General features: G+C 47.1%; 16 protein-coding genes and 1 pseudogene. 5 read left to right on the top strand and 12 right to left on the bottom strand.

Features of this window, described 5'->3' with window-relative positions; translation table 11 throughout:
- Window positions 1-291: 291 nt before the first annotated feature.
- Genes V5G20_RS01685 through V5G20_RS01675 form a run of 3 tightly spaced genes read right to left on the bottom strand, consistent with a single transcriptional unit; the run spans window position 292 to window position 2,119 of the window.
- Window positions 292-933 carry a hypothetical protein gene (locus tag V5G20_RS01685; RefSeq protein WP_338463066.1) on the bottom strand — a complete coding sequence of 214 codons (642 nt, stop codon included), beginning with the start codon at window positions 931-933 and terminating at the stop codon, window positions 292-294.
- A gap of 9 nt (window positions 934-942) precedes the next feature.
- A complete protein-coding gene (locus tag V5G20_RS01680; RefSeq protein ID WP_338463065.1) occupies window positions 943-1,521 on the bottom strand; it encodes a hypothetical protein in 579 nt (192 codons plus the stop codon).
- A 10-nt stretch (window positions 1,522-1,531) separates the two neighbouring features.
- Window positions 1,532-2,119, bottom strand: coding sequence for a DUF262 domain-containing protein (locus V5G20_RS01675; RefSeq protein WP_338463064.1), 588 nt, complete (start codon window positions 2,117-2,119; stop codon window positions 1,532-1,534).
- A 703-nt stretch (window positions 2,120-2,822) separates the two neighbouring features.
- On the opposite strand from V5G20_RS01675, the gene radC reads away from it, so the two are divergent.
- On the top strand, window positions 2,823-3,431 hold the full coding sequence (gene radC / locus V5G20_RS01670; RefSeq protein WP_338463063.1) for a RadC family protein: 609 nt from the start codon (window positions 2,823-2,825) through the stop codon (window positions 3,429-3,431).
- Between the two features lie 519 nt (window positions 3,432-3,950).
- Here the strand turns inward: radC and V5G20_RS01665 are convergent.
- Complete coding sequence (locus V5G20_RS01665) at window positions 3,951-4,193, bottom strand: hypothetical protein (RefSeq protein WP_338463062.1); 243 nt, start codon at window positions 4,191-4,193, stop codon at window positions 3,951-3,953.
- On the bottom strand, window positions 4,194-5,117 hold the full coding sequence (locus tag V5G20_RS01660) for a hypothetical protein (protein ID WP_338463061.1): 924 nt from the start codon (window positions 5,115-5,117) through the stop codon (window positions 4,194-4,196).
- 329 nt (window positions 5,118-5,446) lie between these two features.
- Between V5G20_RS01660 and V5G20_RS01655 the strand changes: the two genes are divergently transcribed.
- A complete protein-coding gene (locus tag V5G20_RS01655; RefSeq protein ID WP_338463060.1) occupies window positions 5,447-6,022 on the top strand; it encodes a helix-turn-helix domain-containing protein in 576 nt (191 codons plus the stop codon).
- 178 nt (window positions 6,023-6,200) lie between these two features.
- Window positions 6,201-7,238 (top strand): annotated as a pseudogene (locus V5G20_RS01650) (recombinase family protein); the annotation flags it as partial.
- A gap of 618 nt (window positions 7,239-7,856) precedes the next feature.
- On the opposite strand, the gene rlmH reads toward V5G20_RS01650, so the two are convergent.
- Window positions 7,857-8,336 (bottom strand): 23S rRNA (pseudouridine(1915)-N(3))-methyltransferase RlmH, encoded by a 480-nt coding sequence (gene rlmH, locus V5G20_RS01645; RefSeq protein ID WP_338463450.1) that lies wholly within the window; start codon window positions 8,334-8,336, stop codon window positions 7,857-7,859.
- 4 nt (window positions 8,337-8,340) lie between these two features.
- A complete protein-coding gene (locus V5G20_RS01640; RefSeq protein WP_003388805.1) occupies window positions 8,341-8,583 on the bottom strand; it encodes a CxxH/CxxC protein in 243 nt (80 codons plus the stop codon).
- A 229-nt stretch (window positions 8,584-8,812) separates the two neighbouring features.
- Here V5G20_RS01640 and V5G20_RS01635 point away from each other — a divergent pair, with 229 nt between their 5' ends.
- The gene (locus V5G20_RS01635; RefSeq protein ID WP_243015077.1) at window positions 8,813-8,995 is read left to right on the top strand and encodes a small acid-soluble spore protein H; all 183 of its coding nucleotides are present in this window, start codon (window positions 8,813-8,815) and stop codon (window positions 8,993-8,995) included.
- A 67-nt stretch (window positions 8,996-9,062) separates the two neighbouring features.
- On the opposite strand, the gene V5G20_RS01630 is transcribed toward V5G20_RS01635, so the two are convergent.
- From V5G20_RS01630 to cls, 4 genes are all read right to left on the bottom strand, one after another.
- Window positions 9,063-10,217: a DUF4179 domain-containing protein gene (locus V5G20_RS01630; protein WP_338463059.1), complete on the bottom strand. Its 1,155-nt coding sequence runs from the start codon at window positions 10,215-10,217 to the stop codon at window positions 9,063-9,065.
- An 18-nt stretch (window positions 10,218-10,235) separates the two neighbouring features.
- Window positions 10,236-11,396 (bottom strand): DUF4179 domain-containing protein, encoded by a 1,161-nt coding sequence (locus V5G20_RS01625; RefSeq protein ID WP_338463058.1) that lies wholly within the window; start codon window positions 11,394-11,396, stop codon window positions 10,236-10,238.
- Window positions 11,362-11,937 (bottom strand): RNA polymerase sigma factor, encoded by a 576-nt coding sequence (locus V5G20_RS01620; protein ID WP_024984314.1) that lies wholly within the window; start codon window positions 11,935-11,937, stop codon window positions 11,362-11,364. Before V5G20_RS01620 ends, V5G20_RS01625 begins: the two co-directional genes overlap by 35 nt.
- A gap of 406 nt (window positions 11,938-12,343) precedes the next feature.
- Window positions 12,344-13,795: a cardiolipin synthase gene (gene cls, locus V5G20_RS01615; RefSeq protein WP_122957871.1), complete on the bottom strand. Its 1,452-nt coding sequence runs from the start codon at window positions 13,793-13,795 to the stop codon at window positions 12,344-12,346.
- Between the two features lie 226 nt (window positions 13,796-14,021).
- Between cls and V5G20_RS01610 the strand changes: the two genes are divergently transcribed.
- Window positions 14,022-15,446 (top strand): HAMP domain-containing methyl-accepting chemotaxis protein, encoded by a 1,425-nt coding sequence (locus tag V5G20_RS01610; protein WP_024984316.1) that lies wholly within the window; start codon window positions 14,022-14,024, stop codon window positions 15,444-15,446.
- Between the two features lie 91 nt (window positions 15,447-15,537).
- Here the strand turns inward: V5G20_RS01610 and V5G20_RS01605 are convergent, their stop codons facing one another.
- Window positions 15,538-16,758, bottom strand: coding sequence for a S1C family serine protease (locus V5G20_RS01605; RefSeq protein ID WP_172920126.1), 1,221 nt, complete (start codon window positions 16,756-16,758; stop codon window positions 15,538-15,540).
- Between the last annotated feature and the right edge of the window lie 53 nt (window positions 16,759-16,811).

Here is a 16,811-nt window from a genome sequence, read left to right as displayed (position 1 = left end):
CTAGTAACATTCAACTCCAAAAACGTGGTAACTGCCGCCTATCAAATATACTTCAGATACATTCAACAGATTAAATGGGATTCCTTCCCCATTCGGGGTTATGGGCATTATTTCTAAAAATCATTATTAAGCATATACTTGCCGGAAGACGATGATTATGATGTTGATAGCATATTTTTCAGTAGATAATCTGGCGATGATAACTTAGATTTGGGCCCCGAGTTTTGGAGAAGTATTGATAACATGATGGAAAAATAAATGGAGGCGGCAGGATTGCCCCCTCCACGTTTTTTAACTCAGTTCCGTAGCAAGTTCTACTTCATCATCTTCAGTTTCATCTACATCATCAACATCGGTAGTTTCACGGCTTATCTGCTTGCCCATTGCCTTCTCAATTCTATCCAAGAGCGCATTCTGCCTCATGCTGAAGAACTTGTCAAAATCATCGCCGCTCATTGAGTCATAGTTAATAACGTGTGATTCAAGTATTTCTTCCATCCGCGTAACCGTAATACCTGCATACTTCTGCAGCCGTGCAATATAAACACTTGGAGCATTGCCGCCTATCATCCGATTTGTTTTTGCTGACAGCGGCGTCTTATTAACAATGCTATCACATTTCCTTGGGTCAATTCTCTTCGTGTTACAATACGCTCTTGGGAAAATATGATGGATATCTATCCGCTCATCGAAATACATTTGCAAATCGACTGCATCTCCACTGCGGAAATCAAGTGCTCCCTCCTTAAGAAGCAATGCCGATATCCCTTTGTACGCTGCACTATTCCTTGTTCTTAATGTCAATAACCGGGCCGGAGAGAAGTTTGCATCTTGAATCGTTGAAGGAGCCTCTTTACCACCTAACCAATCAATCACTTCCGGCAGGTCCTTTGCAAGCCTAGTTTCGATAGCACTTCCGTACAGCTCACCCAATACACCACACTAGTACCACTGTGCTAATTTGGTACGGATTCCGTCATTATCTGCCCGGTCGCCTAAAACTGCAAAGATTGCCGCTAGAGGAACCGTCTGAGTACGATACGGCAAATCCCTTGCCGCAAAAATCCTTTGAGCATATAGGAACTTAGCAACCTTCTCAAAACCTTGTGTAGCTTGTTCTGCCCACGTTTGATATTCAATTAGTGAAAGCCGAAGAACATCCTTACGCTTGCAGCTTACCGCGACATCCACGTTCTCCCTCTTCCTCGCATATGTAGCGAGTAACGTAACAGTTTGAAGAAAATCTGTATTTTCAATCGACTCCAAGACTTTGTTATTACGAATACTTCGTTCCCGGGAATTCCAGTCCAATCTCAAATTGAAATCCTCTGCAGCATATGTTGCGGTCAGTAACTCGAACGCGGTCAGTGAGACGCCGCCCGTGTTTACCTTCTCAAACACCTGGCATACTGCTTCCTTGGGATTTTCCTTTCTTAAGTGAATGATGGGGATTTGGTACTGTCGGAACCGTTCGATTACCTTTTGAGTAAGCTCGTTCCACTTGTTAATTCTTTCTGCCATCTTGCTTGGGTCAGCTTGAAAGTAACACATTTGCCATGCAGTCTGTTTTGTATAGTTTAAATATCAGGGATAACGGGAATAGCTCGGCTTCACATTCTTTTTGCATAGTTGAATAGTCATGCATCACTTCTCCGCGGAAATTACGCATCATTTTGTCTTCATGAAGCCCTATTATGGCATCTTCCCTGTCTGCGTTTGGGTCAAGTGCTTTGTTTATATCAAGGTAATACCACCTTTTGATTTCCTTGTTTCTTGGGTCACGAGTCACTGCCGGCTTGCCGGAGAACAACGACTGAAACAGTGATGTCAAACGCTGTTGACCATCTAGTATAAGTCGTTCAGGTTCCGGGGGATTAGATAAATTGACTCCCTCCACAACCCTAGGCTTAAACCAAACCTCTTCGTTTCCATTTTGTAGCATCATCACTGCTCCAATTGAGAAAGACAACGATATACTCGCGAGCAAGCTTCTAATATGCTCATCGTCCCAGACCCATCCGCGTTGGAAATCAGGAAGCTGCGTCTTGCCTTCCTTAATACTGCGGAGAAGGTCAAGGAGCGATTCTTTCGTACTATCAAATGTTGTTGCTGAGTTCATCGATTATTATCCCTCCGTTCTCCATTATTTCTTAACATATTTATCCTCAGGGGACGCCAATACCTCCTCTGAGCTGAAAAAAGATGGGCAGATATTCCCCTCCGTTAGCGGTCATTTATTACAACTTGGTCAGTGGTATATTCACAAGGACAGGCTCAACACAAATATATAAAGCTGTCATTCAGTAGATACCCGCGCTTCGCGCTAGCATGGTATCAAAATGCCTTTATAGAGTTACATTTCCATATAAAATTCCCGGGGTACTAGGCGTAATGTTAAAGCATTTTTTACGCCGTTTGGTGCCCCACCCCTCATACAAACCTAGTTAGTTCCTTTATTGGAATCTATCTAGGTTTTTCATTTTACAGCGAGGACTTCTGAATGGTGAGAGGCGTTCAATTAGATTGGAGGTGAGAAATCTATGAAACAATTGAAACGGCTAATTGAGCAAATATGCCGATTTTTAGCGCTTAAAGAGAAACTAAACAGCAAAGCAAACTTGAATTCTAACGAAGCATGATGTATGTCAAGCTTCTTGTCAAACTTGTCTTGCTGGAAATGGCAATTGAGTCACTTACACAAAAAAGTGCGCTACTAGGAACACACCAAACAACAACACACAACTATTTTAAATGAATCAATCAACGAAAAACAAGGAGGGGCGAAGAGCCTCTCCTGTTTCATTTTCAGGAGGGTTTTGGCCATGAATAATGTATACAATATTGCAGCCTTCAGAACTTTGTTAGCGAACACCTTGCGTGAAAAAACCAATGGTTACTTGGTCAATGAACTTTTCAACCGTTTCTCATCGATTCAAGAGCTTTTGGATGTAACAGAAGAAGAGCTGATGGCTATCAAAGGTATCGGTCCAGTCAAAGCACAACAAATCATTGCTGCTTTGAAATTAGCCAGAATGCTGCCGGTTCCCTCAAAAGACACTTATATCATACGGTCGCCGCGTGATGTTTTTGAGTATGTCAAGGACATGCAGTTTTTAACGCAAGAACATTTCGTCGTCATAGGACTGAATACGAAGAATCAGGTTGTATTTAAGGAGACCGTCTTCATCGGCTCACTTAATAGCTCAATTGTACATCCTCGTGAAGTCTTCAAACCATTAATTCGGAAAAGCTGCGCATCTGCTGTTGTAATTCATAATCACCCAAGCGGCCAACCGGAACCGAGTCGAGAAGATATTATTGTCACGGAACGTCTGCAAAAGGCCGGTGAAATTATTGGTATCGACATTCTCGACCATGTAATCGTTGGTTTTGAATGGTTCTATTCATTTAAAGAACAGGGGAGGATTTAAGATAATTGATTTTGGTTGTTATGATGGCACTTTGCACTCCCTTTTAAGAACATCCCAGTCCTACCGCGGTTTTAGTTGTACTAAGCGGGTAGAATATACAAACTGGTTTGTACCATTTATTGAATCTGTTATATATAACCATTGAAATAATAGTTTTGTAACATTTACCGTGTGGATACATGATAATAAAGTTAACACCCAGCCCCCTTCCGTCCCCCAAAGGGAGAGACGCAGGGATTACCACCCCTGCACCCCGTCACTCGGCGTGAGCCAGCCCAGCAATGACTTGCTGGGAAAACCAAAGTGTCGGAGATATGATTCGCCTGTCAAGGCAAAGAACGTACCTTGACAGGCTTACTTTTCCTTGATTACTACATCGTTGTGGTCCGATGAAATCTTTGAACCTCTGTAGAATTTCAACAATTCTTTCTTGTAGTCACGCCTCTTCTTAGTAGCGGTTCTCTCTTGTTCTAAATCTTTACGGTTAGCCTCCGTGTCCAAAAAATTCCGTTTTCGAATCTATGCTACATATTTTGCTACAGCAGCATCAAGGATTTTCTCTCTTAATTTGACATCACTGATTTCAATACAAGGAGTGTTCCTACCCTCTGGGATAGGAAAGATAATCCTGTACTCACCTGTGTTAAGGTTATGAAGCAATTCAATTCCCTTTATGGTTCCAAAGCCATCTGTTTTCACCTGTGCTGTTGCCAGAACATTATGTTTAGGATTTAACTCTGTAATGTTGGCTATTACACTCATTTATGCACAGCCTCCCTTCCTTGATGATATGCTTCTCATTTGGTTTTCATGGTTTAACCACTTATTAAGTTGGTCTTGATATACCAGCGCAATGTTATTGTTTCGATAATCACTTTCAATTACTTTTACAAGTGCCGTTCTTTGGTAAGGACTCAAGCTTTTAAGTGTCTTAATCACACTATTTTCAATAATGGACTTACCGAACTTCTTGAGACAAAATTGGAAATCGGGACTATTTACATTTACCAGATACGCGCCCTCGAATGGATTGTATGTAATCAGGGTCGAACAGAAGTCATTAAATGTTAATCGTCGACCTTTTTTAAACCGTTCACGCGTTTCAATCCTGGTTAAAACAAAGGGCAACTTTGATTCCTTCGTTTTGTTGTACACTACTCTTTGCCGCTTTCCTCGCCTACTCCCCATGTATAGTGTCTCGCCTGAATACCTTGAATCATCAAATTTTCTAAAGCCTGAGCACCAGAAACTGTTAATGCATTCACTTGTTTCCAAGCCTAGCATGTCTATTTTGAAATCCACCCTATAGACCAATACATTTTGTATATTTCCGCAAATTAAATCTAACCAGTGGCTAATTTGCTCTAGTGTAAGGCCAGCGTTTGATGGGTTAAGCTTTATCATTACCTGCGGTATGTTTGTAAATCTTGGTCTTTGAAAGACACGTACTGGTCCCAGTGAAAAAACTTGGTCATACATTGACTTATTGCGGCAGTATTTATGATGGATTCCAAACTCACTTAGCAAAGCATAAAAATCAGACGCAACAGGCCCTTCAAAGAACAGCATAATTCCGTCAATAGGACTCTCCCATAATTCAGTCCTTTGTTCAAATAGTTTCCTGTACTTCATGTAGCCATGAGGATGTTGTTGCACCTTCTTATTCCAATAGGATGATACTTTCACATGAAATTACTCCTTCTGGGAGTAGCGATTAACCTTTTTATTGGTTATCTCCCCCGAAGGTGCAACAAGTACGGGGAAGTGGATTACTATTTCCATCCTCTGTAAATTTTAATATTTAGTGCTTATAGTTATGGGCGCAACTAAATTCCTCCTTATCAAGTTAGTGCTCAGTTAGACTTTAGACATCCTTTATCTACTTAGGTCACAATCACAGTAAGCTGTAAATATAAAATCATACAATTCGTGATTTTATAATATCAAATATGATGTAAATATGTAAAGTTAAATCCGAACATGATATAATAAATGTAGAGGTGATTACATTGAACTTGAGTCAAGAATTACGAAGCCGTAGAAATGAACTTAATCTTACACTTCGTCAACTCGCAGAAAAAACAGGTGTTTCTCATACTCACATTTCGGAGATTGAAAATGGGAAATGTGCACCATCATTTGAAACAACTATGAAATTGGCTAAATCATTGGATATGAATCCAAATTCAATCGTTGTGGATACATATCAAAGTCAACTAAGACAGATGCTACTGGAATTTATTAAGGTGTGCCATGAAAACAATATTAGGATTCCTTATGAACAATGGGTAAGAACAAACCTACCGCTCCAACCGCTATCACTGGATGAAAATATTGTCCACGATGTGTCACTAGAAATTGCCACAAAGCTTTACCAACAAGCTGATAAGTCCACCGCAGAATTAAAACTTGCCTTGATAAAACAGCTTCTTGAAACGAAAACAGATGCCTCTGTGATACAACTGCTTATCAATTTGATTCAACCCTTATACCAGGCAGAACTACTACTTGGCAAGATTACAGTCAATGCTGAAACTAAAAAATTTATTGAGGAATTAAACCGCCTTCAACAAAATTCACTTAATAACTAAGGGAATGGAGTGGTAATATGGACCATTTATATCTATCAAAAGTGACCTATAACAGTAAAGTAAATCTCCCGACAAACATTGAGCAAGGTGAGAAACATAAAGAACAGTTCGTAAAGCAACTTGCCAGTATGGTCAATAAATTAAGTCAACAAACAATGAATAGAGAGGAGAAGGTTACATGAAAGAGCTTAGAGCAGCAATTTACGTGCGTGTAAGCACAGAAGAGCAAGCAAATGAAGGCTTTAGTATACAAGCGCAGCTCGCTGACCTACATCGTTATGCCGAAGTTCATAATATGGAGGTTGTGGAGCAGTATGTAGACGAAGGGTATAGCGGTAAAAGCATTGAGGGTAGACCTCACATGCAGCGTCTACTGCAAGACAGCAGGCAGGGTAATTTCAATGTTGTTCTGGTATACAAAATTGACCGCTTGGCGAGAAAGCTTAAAGATGCTATCGAAATCAACGATGAGTTAGAAAAAAACGGTGTCCAGCTTGTGAGTATTAATGAAAACATAGATACAACAACACCGATGGGGAGAATGGTCTTTCAAATGGTTGGTTCCATTGCAGAAATGGAGCGTAACACCATTGTAGGTCGGGTAAAAATGGGGATGACCGAACGTGCGAAACAAGGGAAGTTTAATGGGGGAATTTGCTTAGGTTATCACTCTGTAAATAAAACTCTAGTAGTAAATGACGAAGAGGCTGCTCTCATTCGTGAAATCTTCAACCTTGCTGAACAAGGTCTCGGGTATAAGGCAATTGTCGGTCATCTTAATGTAAAAGGCTATAAAACCAAAAAAGGCAACGCTTTTTCTGTGATTGCTGTTAAAGATATCTTGAGCAATCCTATGTATATCGGGAAAGTCCGCTTTAACCAGAAGGAGAACTGGTCAGAAAAACGGCGCAAAGGGAGAAACAAAGAATACTTAGTGGTTGAAGGTGAACATGAAGCCATTATTTCTGAAGACCAATGGGAGCGAGTCCAAAGTCTACGCAAAAAACGCTCCTACAAACCATCGCGCTCAGAAAAACCATTTGTCTTAAGTGGTCTTCTCAAATGCCCCATGTGTGGTTATGGAATGGTTCCTGGCTATTCTCAAGGTTCAGAAGGTACTAGGTATCGCTATTATGTGTGCGGACAACACCACAACAAAGGGAAAACCGTTTGTAAGGCCAACTCCATACGTGCAGACATTGCAGAACAAGAAGTAATGTCCCACCTGTCCCTCCTTGTTTCAGACCCTGTGACACTAAAGATGATTGTTAACCAGGTTAACGCACAAAGAGCCAATGCAGAAAAGCCATTCTACCAAGAGCAGAAATTAGTTGAATCGAAACTAAAGCAAATTGACAAAAAAACCAATAAGCTGCTTGAAGCGTTACTTGATGAATCCATGCCAAAAAAAATTATCAGCAAGAAACTGAATGAGCTTGAAGAGGAGAAAACGCAACTGGAATCTCGTTTTCGACAACTTCAAACCGAGCTTTCTGATGCCGATACCAAACCAATTGATTATGAAGCGCTTCGCATTCTATTGTCTGATTTTCAAATGGTACTTTCTAATGTGGTACCCGAACAACAAAAAGCGCTCCTTCGCCTCGTAATCAAAGATATTACCGTAAGCAAAGAAGCGCCTCGGGGCATTGGTCGACGAATCGAGAAAATCAATCTCCGCTTTGACTTCACGATTGATGCAATGGAAAACACCTATGAGTTGCTGAAACAGCTATATCCTGATGTTGAAGAACAGCTCCAACCTTGGAAAAAGCGTAAGTCGAGATACAACATTAACGTGGGGGAATTGTTTAATTCCCTCCCCATTTTACCCTTAACGATGATACGGTTCCCCCCGCCCAATCCGAAACGCCCGATAAACCTGCTCCACCAGCACCAGCCTCACCAACTGATGCGGAAACGTCATCTTCGAAAACGACAACTGCACATCCCCCCGCTTCAGCACCTCAGCCGACAGCCCCAGCGACCCGCCAATGACAAACGCCACCTGGCTGCGCCCGTGCAAAGCCAGCTTGTCCAGCTCGCTGGACAGCTTCTCCGACGACCACATCTGCCCGTCGATGGCGAGCGCGATCACGTAATGATCCGGCTTGATCTGGGCCAGGATGCGCTCGCCCTCCTTGCGCTTGACCTGCTCCATTTCGCTTGCACTCAGCTCTTCCGGCGCTTTCTCGTCGCTGACCTCCACGATCTGCAGCTTGCAATATGCCGACAGGCGCTTGGTGTACTCCGCGATCCCTTCCCGCAAGTATTTCTCCTTCAGCTTGCCTACCGTTACGATCGTAATCTGCACGCCCTTACATTCCCTTCTCGCGCAACAACGCAATCTCAGCCGGAGCTCCGCACTCGCGGCAGCGCTTGTCCAGCTTGTCGTCTTCAATAGAAGCGGCGCGGTACGTATCCGGCGCAGCCTCGAACTCATCCACATACTCGTCTATCTGCGTATCCGCATGCTCCATGCAGGCAAAGCGCACCGGATGCTCCGGGTGCAGCGCTACGTCCTTGCCCTCGATGCGAATCGTTTTTTCTTTCTTGTCCATTCGTAAATCGTCCTTTCCGTTCCTGTTTGTCGTCCTTATTCTACCCCAGAATGCCCCATTTTCAAATGGTGCGGGTCTGCGGCCTCACATGTCTTTCCGCATTGGAAAAAAGAGCGTTCCCCGGCATATGCTACCCGAGAATCTCATCCCCATAAAAACACGTCTCGGAATGCTCTCCCACCCCTCCAGCAAATACTAGTGGGGACAACATCACGAGGAGGTCTGTAAAATGAACAAGCAGCGCGCCAAGGAAATCGCGGCTTCCCCCGTCATGGCGAATGTTACCTTGAATAAAGTGCCGGTCTATATCCAGCACGTCGATGACGATACCGAGATGGCCAGAGTCTATCCGCTGGACGAGCCAGAGCGCGAACAAAGCGTGCCCGTAGACAGCCTGGTAGAGCATCACTAAAAAACATCCCGTTCCACTGCAAAATAGTGGGTCGGGATGTTTTTTCCTTTGTTATTCTTTTTGTCCTTTACCGCTGTTTCAGCAAATGGGACAGCGGTATGCGATTGTACGTGTGCAGGTAGCCGTTGACGTCCACAACCATCTGAAAACGTTCGCCTTTGTAATCAAATTGGGCAGTACCCGTTTGTCTTTCCACGGTCTTATTGTAGGTTCTCATGCTTATTTCCACTGTTCCGGTCTTCTGATACTGCTTCACATGCTCATCGCCGAGCAGCTTCTGAAAAAATTCGGCTGCTTTTTGTCTGTAAAAAGCCTCCGTTTGCGCACTTTTTTCTGGCTCTTCCCTGAAGGTGGGAGAACCAAAGGAGCCATAATCCAATAGCTCTCCTGTCGTACTGTCAAACTGCATCGAGGCAAACATTTTCCCCTTGTCGTCAAAATTCCCGGTTTCATGGAGCACGATTCCCCATACTCCGCGAATTTGCCTGTTGTCTGTCATCGGGCTTTTGGAATACCCCGTCATTTTCAGGCCTTTCAGCAGCGGTTCAGCCTCCAATAATTTTTGATAGTTTTGCTGAACATGCTTGGGCAAAGGTTCCTTTGCTTTGTCAGGAGCAGGCGTTGCCGAGCCCCCTGCACCGCTTTGCCCGGACGGAGACCCTTTGGGAGAAAGCCCTGCGCCAACTCCCGACTTCTGCTGTTTTGCCACCGGAATGTCCAGCTCGCCCGTTGTCTTTGGATCTGTCACATCATTGCCAAATGCCACCTTCGCATGCAAGGTAAACTTGTCTGGCAACGGCTCCGTGATTTCGATATTCCTGATCCCTTTAAACTGGTTTCCGTTTACCCGCTCCACTTCTTGACTGCCTTTGTAAGGAACGGGCTTGTCGGAATTGTCCACGGTAAATTGCCAAAGCTTGATTGTTTGGGCCATTTTGAGAGCTTCTGCTTCATTCTGGGTTTTGGGCATCTGGATGGCATAACCGATATCCATACGCGAGCCGTCATAGAAGACTTCGTTCACCGTCACTGTCATTCCGTTCACCGTCACACTTGGACTGGCCTGTGCGGCTTTTGTCTGTGCTCCGGTTGCGGTTTTCGCAGGCGCCGCTTGCACGGTTGATGTCTCCCCCGGAAGCGCTGCCGTTATGCCCGCGACTGTGACCACGCCGGCCAAAACTAGACCGCCGATTGTTTGCGGTGTCCGTTTGTTTCCCATCATGATCTCTCCTCTTTTCATTTATTTGTTTTGACTGTCCGCTTTGAGCGGAATGACTACGGCCTTATTCGTTTCCTCGACGCCGTTCATGCTCGGGATGAGCTTCACGGACTCCGGTCTTTCCCGGAGTGGAATGACAAACCTTCTCCAGATTCCCTTTTCGTCCCAAGTGAGGGTTTCTTCCGCCTCTTCGATGGCTTCTCCCTTGTCGTTCAGCAGCCTGTACGCAGGGTCATACGGTTTATCGTCCGGCGGAATCTCTTTCAGCAAAATGGTCGTCGACGCCGGAGTAAGCGTTACGGATTCCACTTCAAACACATAGCCGCTTTCCATGGTCTGGGAAATGTCCGGGGACAGCTCTGCGCTGTCTTCCGGCTTCATCTGTTTTACCACCGGAATGTCCAGCTGCCCCGTTGTCTTCGGATCTGACAAGTCGTCGCCAACCGATACCTTTGCATGAAAAGTAAACTTGTCAGGCAACGGCACTGTCACTTCCATATGCTTCATCCCCGCAAACAGGTTTTTGTCCACCCGCTCCACATCTTGACTGCCTTTGTAAGGAACAGGCTTGTCAGAATCGTCCACGGTAAATTCCCATATCTTGATATTGCGGACGATATTAAGGGCTTCTGTTTCGCTTGCGGCTTCGGGCACCTGGATGGCATACCCGATATCGATACGCGAGCCGTCATAGAACACTTCGTTTACTGTCACCGTAATTCCGTTCACCGTCACGCTTTGACTGGCCGGTGTGACAAGCCCCTTTTCCCCGGCGATATGCAAGGTTTCATCCTTGAACAGGGAAAACACGGATCGGATTAGCGGAATGCTTTTCAGCTTTTCGGCCATCGTCGGCGATGAGAAACTGGCAGCAATCAAGATGACAAAGAAAAAGCATGCAGCGGTTGCTGCAAACATCCATTTTCTCGCGACCCTTCGCTGGCGAACGGGAGCTTTTGTGGTCCCTGCCGTTTCAAACAATGTTTGTCTGATTCTCTCTCGCGTGCCTGGATCGGGGGAAAGCGCCTCTCTCTCTCGTTCAAGCCCCTGTACGACCTCGATGAAACCGGGAAATTCCCGTTCAAGAACATCGCTTCGCAAATCCGTCCGGGGTTTCATCATCTGCTTGGCAAGCTGCTCGGTCTGCTCAGACGAAGCTGTTTTTCTCCTGTCGCCGTTCATTCAAATCCCCCCATCCGCGTAATTTGCCTTTCAGCTTTTCCAGAGCCCGGTAGAGCCGGTTTTTCACTGCGCTTTCGCCCATCTCCAGAATTTCTGCGACTTCGACGAGCGTACAGTCTGCGAAAAATCTCAGCATGATGATCTCCCGCTCAATTTCGGGCAACTGCTGCAAAGCGGATAACAGGTCAAGCTGAATCGCTGTCCTCTCAGCATGCCCCTCCGATAGCTCGGTCTGTATGATATCCAGCTCCGTCTCCTTCGGCCGCCGTCGAAGCCTCCGGTTTTCGTCCAGCAGCACACGCTTTGCAATCTGAAACAGCCAGGTGGAGAAAAGCGATTCTTCCCGGTAGCTCGACAGTCCATTCAGGGCTTTCATAAAAGTGAGCTGTGTCAAATCTTCTGCATGCGACCTCCCCACCTTGAATGCAAAATAGCGGTAAATTCGCTCAAAATAAAAATCGTACAGCGGAGCAAAATCCTCGCGCTTCCGTTTGGCTCGCGAAACCCAGTAGGCCGGGTCAAAAGGCGTCGATTCTTCCACTTCCCTCCCTCACTCCCTTCACATGAATTAGACGCCATCCTTTCGGGGATCGACACATCATTTTTTGGAAATCGAAAAGAATGCTGAAAACAAAAAAAGCGGCCGAAGACACGGTCGCTTTTTCCTGAAAACTCCTGCTGTGTACTTTGCCTACTTGCTACTGCTCACCCGCTTTGCTTATCTTCTCTGTCTACCTGCTACTGCTCGCAGGCTCTGCTTATTTTCTCTGCCTACCAGCTGCTGCTCGCCTGCTCTCTATGGCATGCGGTCAGCTCCGTTTATCTGCTATCTGACATTACAGTCCCTCATACCGGCTCACCAACACACCGGCTGCCCCGACATGCAGTCCGATCCACCACAGCCAGCCGCTTTGCTTTCCCCCTTCAACGCCCCATCCATTTGTGCCCTACAAAATCGGCGACAACAGCCTCGTCAGCGACTCCTGCAACCGCGCCTTCAGCGGCCTGCTCTCATACTCCTCCCGTGTCACCTCATGACACTCAGCCAAATCCTCAAGGAAAATCTGCTCCAGCCGCTCCGCCGTAGCCGAGTCAAACAAAAAAGCGTTCGTCTCAAAGTTGATCTTGAAACTCCGTATATCCAGATTGGCCGTGCCCACGGAAGCGATCTGTCCGTCCACGACCATCGTTTTGGCGTGCAGGAATCCTTTCTCGTAGCGGAAGCAGCGCACGCCGCTCTTCAACAGCTCGCCCAGATACGACTGGGACGCCCAGTAGACGAGCTTGTGATCGGCCCGGCCGGGTATCATGACCCGGACATCGACGCCGGACATGGCGGCCATTTTCAGTGCCGTCAGCAGGCTGTCGTCGGGGATTAGATAAGGCGACTGCAAATAAATGCGCTCTTTTGCCTTGTAAATCATTTTCAAATAGCCGTGCTTGATCTGCTGCTTCTCGGAGTTGGGGCCGCTGGAAACGATCTGGATGCCGACGTTTCCGGTCCTCTGACTCGGCGGGAAATAGCGCGGCTCGTCCTCCATCCTCCGCTGTACCTGGGCCGACAGATTCCAGTCCAGGTAAAAGCGCGCCTGCAGCAGATGGACGGCGCTGCCGGTAATCCGCAGATGGGTGTCCCGCCAGTACCCGAGCTTCCGATCCATCCCCAAATACTCGTTTCCGATGTTAAAGCCGCCGATATAGCCGACCTCGCCGTCGATGATCACCAGCTTGCGGTGATTGCGGAAGTTGACCCACATGTTTACATATGGAATCGGCGATGAGAAAAACGCGGCCACTTCTCCCCCCGCTTCCACCAGCGGGCGGAAAAAGCGCGGCGTCAGCTCGGACGAACCGATCGCGTCGTACAGCAGCCTCACCTTTACGCCCGCCGCCGCCCGCTCGGTCAAAGCGCGGATCAGCCTCTCTCCCAGCTCGTCTTTTCGGATGATGTAATAGAGCAGGTGGACATGGTCTTCTGCCTTGGCAATGTCGGCAAACAGCGCTTCAAATTTTGCCTGCCCCTCGGTATATATGTCAATGTGATTATCCTGCGTATACAGCGCGGCATCACTGACGAGATTCATGTGGATCATATCGCGGTGGTCGACGATGGCTGGATCGTGGAAGCGGATGGTCCCGCTTTCCATCTTCCTGATTTGCTCCTCCAGCACCACCTGATAACGGGAAAATTCCCCTTCCCTCAGCTTGTAGAGCTTGCGGCGCGACAGCCTTTGGCCAAACACCAGGTAGATGACAAAGCCAATCCCCGGCAAAAACAGCAAGACCATGAGCCACGCCCAGGTAGAAGCGATGTTTCGCCTCTCCATGAATATTAAAACCGCTGCCAACAGCAAATTGACTATCGACAGGCCGGTATAGATTTGTTGAAACAGCTCCATTTCGCTGAACCACCCCTGCCCCTGAGCGTTGATCTCTCCTGTATGTTGACGTCCCGTCACAGAGTTTCTCCTTATCCCGTTTGATCTCATTGTACACGATGCCGCAGCACTTACCTAATCCTTTGTAAAAGTAAAAATCGGCGACATCTCATCCAAGCATGTTTCAATCCCGTTATCCAGTGGGTACTTACTATGTATGACACCGCAGATGGAGAGGGGAACAACGATGACCATACGGAAAAAGGTTTTAGTCGGTTTTATCGTGTTATTATGTTTATTGCTGCTCGCTTCCACAATATCGTTATTTCTGATGGGGAAAATCGGAAATAAGGCAGAAGAGATAAATACAAACTGGATGCCAAGCGTTTTGGTGCTCGGCGATCTGGATGAAGACATCACCAACCTGCCGATGATTATCTCACAGATCGGCCTTGAAACCGATCTCGATAAAATCAATGCCCTTGAAGTACAGGTAAACAATGCTCTGAAGGACATCGAGCAAAAACGGGCGGAATACGAAAAGCTCATTTCTTCCGATGAAGAAAAAGAAATCTACAGCAGTTTTTCAACCCACTGGGAAGCCTATGCCCAGCAAATTCCGGCCGTACTGCAAGTAGCCAGAAACACGGATACAGCAAAAACCGTAGCGGCCATTAACCGCACGCAAGCTCAATGGACTGATGCGAAAAAGGTTATCTCATCGCTCGTCGAATTAAACGGAAATGGTGCCAATGCAGCGACATCGAATGCTGTCTCGCTCAATAACACCGGATTTATTACGGTGATCGCGATCAGCGTGATTGCAATCGTCATCGGCATTCTCCTGATCCTCATCATTATGCGTGACATTCAAAAGGTCACGCAGCAGATCCAGCAATCCTCCGAGAGCGTTGCCAGCTCCTCGGAAGAAATCTCGGCGAGCGTCGAAGAAATCGCTTCCGGCAGCCAATTCCAGGCCAGCACCGTAACGAATGTCTCGGAAATGATCGAGCAGATGAACCAAGCAATCACCCAGGTTGCCGTTAACATCGAGCAAACCAATGAGTTCGTCAACAAAACGGTCGATGTCGCCCACAGCGGCGGACAGATGATGGCAAACTCTATCGAGGGCATGAAAGACATCACGCTCAAGGTAGACGAGCTGCTGGCGAACTCCCAAAAGATCGACAGCATCATCAGCTCGATCCAGGATATCGCCAACCAAACCAACCTGCTGGCCCTTAACGCTTCGATCGAGGCGGCACGGGCCGGCGAGCACGGCCGCGGCTTTGCCGTCGTAGCCAGTGAAGTAGGCAAACTGGCTAAGCAAAGCAGTATCGCCACGAAAGAAATCATCGAACTGATCGGCCAAATGCAGACGAGCACACAAAAAACAGTCGATACGGTCAACAACGGCAGCGCCCTCGTATCGCAAGCGTATCAATCCTTTGATGAAATCGTCAGCTACGTAAGAGAGACGTCGACCCGGATTGCGGAAATAGCCGCGAGCTGCGAGGAGCAAAGCGCCCAGACCTCGGAAGTTCTCAAGGCTGCGCAAAACATCGCGGCCGTGACCGAGGAAACGTCAGCAAGCACCGAAGAAACCTCCAATGCCGTCGTTGATCTGGCTAGAATGGCGGAAAACCTTAATCAGCTTGTTGTCAAAATTTAAAGCCGAAACAAAAAACGGAGGTCCCGCAAAGGGTGCCTCCGTCTTTCATTTGCTTTTGCTCTTGCCAGTATGGATAACCGGTGTTCCCGCTTTAATTGCTGGAAGGTTGATTTTCCAGTGTCACCGTCGTGGTTTTCATAAATCCATCGCGGTAGAAGGTAACTTCCATTTTTTCTCCCGGCTTTTTGTTCAGCGTCAAGTATTTGCGCAATTGCGCGCCGTTGTCGATGTCTTTGCCATCCAGCTTGACGATGACGTCGTATTGCCTCAGATCAGCCTTGCCTGCTGGCGAAAATCTGCCCGGCTGTTTGCTGATCACGACGCCCGCTTTCACATCGTTTGGCAGGTTCAGCGTCTCTTTCCAGTGGTAGCGCGGCACACTGGTCAAATTGTACGGCTCGATGCCCAGATAAGCCCGTTTCAGCTCTCCATACTGCATCAGGTCGCCGACGATTTTTTTCACGTCGTTGATCGGAATGGCAAAGCCGAGCCCTTCCACACCTGTCTTGGAGATTTTCATCGTATTGATGCCGATTACCTGTCCCTTGATATTGACCAGAGCGCCCCCGCTATTCCCCGGGTTGATCGCCGCATCCGTTTGCAGCACGTCCAGCTCCCAGTCATCCTGGCCGTCTTCGTTGATATCCACCGGCATCGAACGATTCAGCGAGCTGATGATCCCTTGCGTTACCGTACGGGAAAATTCCAGTCCGAGCGGGTTGCCGATGGCGATCGCCGGCTCTCCTACCTTCAGCGTACCGGAGTCGCCCAGCTCGGCTACCTTTTTCACCTTGCTGCCGTCGATTTCCAGAACGGCCAGATCGGTAAACGGATCGGCTCCCAGTACTTTGGCGTCGACAGTGTCGCCGTTTGGCAGTGCTACCTGGATCTTGCTTCCTCCGGAAATAACGTGATTATTGGTAATAATGTGCGCTTTGCCGTTTTTGTTTTCAAAGATGACGCCAGAACCCTCGCCGCGCTGAACCTGTTCTTCATTAAACCAGTTCACGACCCGGCGCGTATTGATGATCCCCACGACCGCATCTTCCGTTTTTTCCACCGCATCCACCGTAGCCGAAGTAACCTCGACCGATACAGGCTGGGCGAACAGATTGGCGGCCGGATTGCTCATGGCATTGGCCGTACCCGGCTCTACCATGGAAATGTATCCTGATTTGGAGAGAGACGGCAGCATCAAGAGAACTACCATCCCTCCAATCACCGCGGAAGTAATGGAGGTCATCACCAAGCGCCCTATTCCATGCGAACGCTTTTTCCGTTCCACTTGTGCCATGTCATCGTAAAAACCCATGGTTCACGCTCTCCTTTCTCTATTACCTAGCTTTGCAGATTTTGCTATCGCGT

The sequence above is a fragment of the Brevibacillus borstelensis genome, from assembly GCF_036700025.1.
GTDB classification, from domain to species: domain Bacteria; phylum Bacillota; class Bacilli; order Brevibacillales; family Brevibacillaceae; genus Brevibacillus; species Brevibacillus borstelensis.
Note: the sequence above shows the minus strand (reverse complement) of the source record. Positions and strands in the feature narration are given on the sequence as shown.

Excerpts from the sequence above, each read along its gene's own strand:
- V5G20_RS01635 (WP_243015077.1), top strand. The coding sequence starts at position 8,813 with ATGAACAAGCAGCGCGCCAAGGAAATCGCGGCTTCCCCCGTCATGGCG.
- V5G20_RS01630 (WP_338463059.1), bottom strand. The coding sequence starts at position 10,217 with ATGATGGGAAACAAACGGACACCGCAAACAATCGGCGGTCTAGTTTTG.
- V5G20_RS01680 (WP_338463065.1), bottom strand. The coding sequence starts at position 1,521 with ATGGCAGAAAGAATTAACAAGTGGAACGAGCTTACTCAAAAGGTAATC.
- V5G20_RS01610 (WP_024984316.1), top strand. The coding sequence starts at position 14,022 with ATGACCATACGGAAAAAGGTTTTAGTCGGTTTTATCGTGTTATTATGT.
- V5G20_RS01665 (WP_338463062.1), bottom strand. The coding sequence starts at position 4,193 with ATGAGTGTAATAGCCAACATTACAGAGTTAAATCCTAAACATAATGTT.
- cls (WP_122957871.1), bottom strand. The coding sequence starts at position 13,795 with ATGGAGCTGTTTCAACAAATCTATACCGGCCTGTCGATAGTCAATTTG.
- V5G20_RS01675 (WP_338463064.1), bottom strand. The coding sequence starts at position 2,119 with ATGAACTCAGCAACAACATTTGATAGTACGAAAGAATCGCTCCTTGAC.
- V5G20_RS01625 (WP_338463058.1), bottom strand. The coding sequence starts at position 11,396 with ATGAACGGCGACAGGAGAAAAACAGCTTCGTCTGAGCAGACCGAGCAG.
- V5G20_RS01605 (WP_172920126.1), bottom strand. The coding sequence starts at position 16,758 with ATGGGTTTTTACGATGACATGGCACAAGTGGAACGGAAAAAGCGTTCG.
- radC (WP_338463063.1), top strand. The coding sequence starts at position 2,823 with ATGAATAATGTATACAATATTGCAGCCTTCAGAACTTTGTTAGCGAAC.
- V5G20_RS01640 (WP_003388805.1), bottom strand. The coding sequence starts at position 8,583 with ATGGACAAGAAAGAAAAAACGATTCGCATCGAGGGCAAGGACGTAGCG.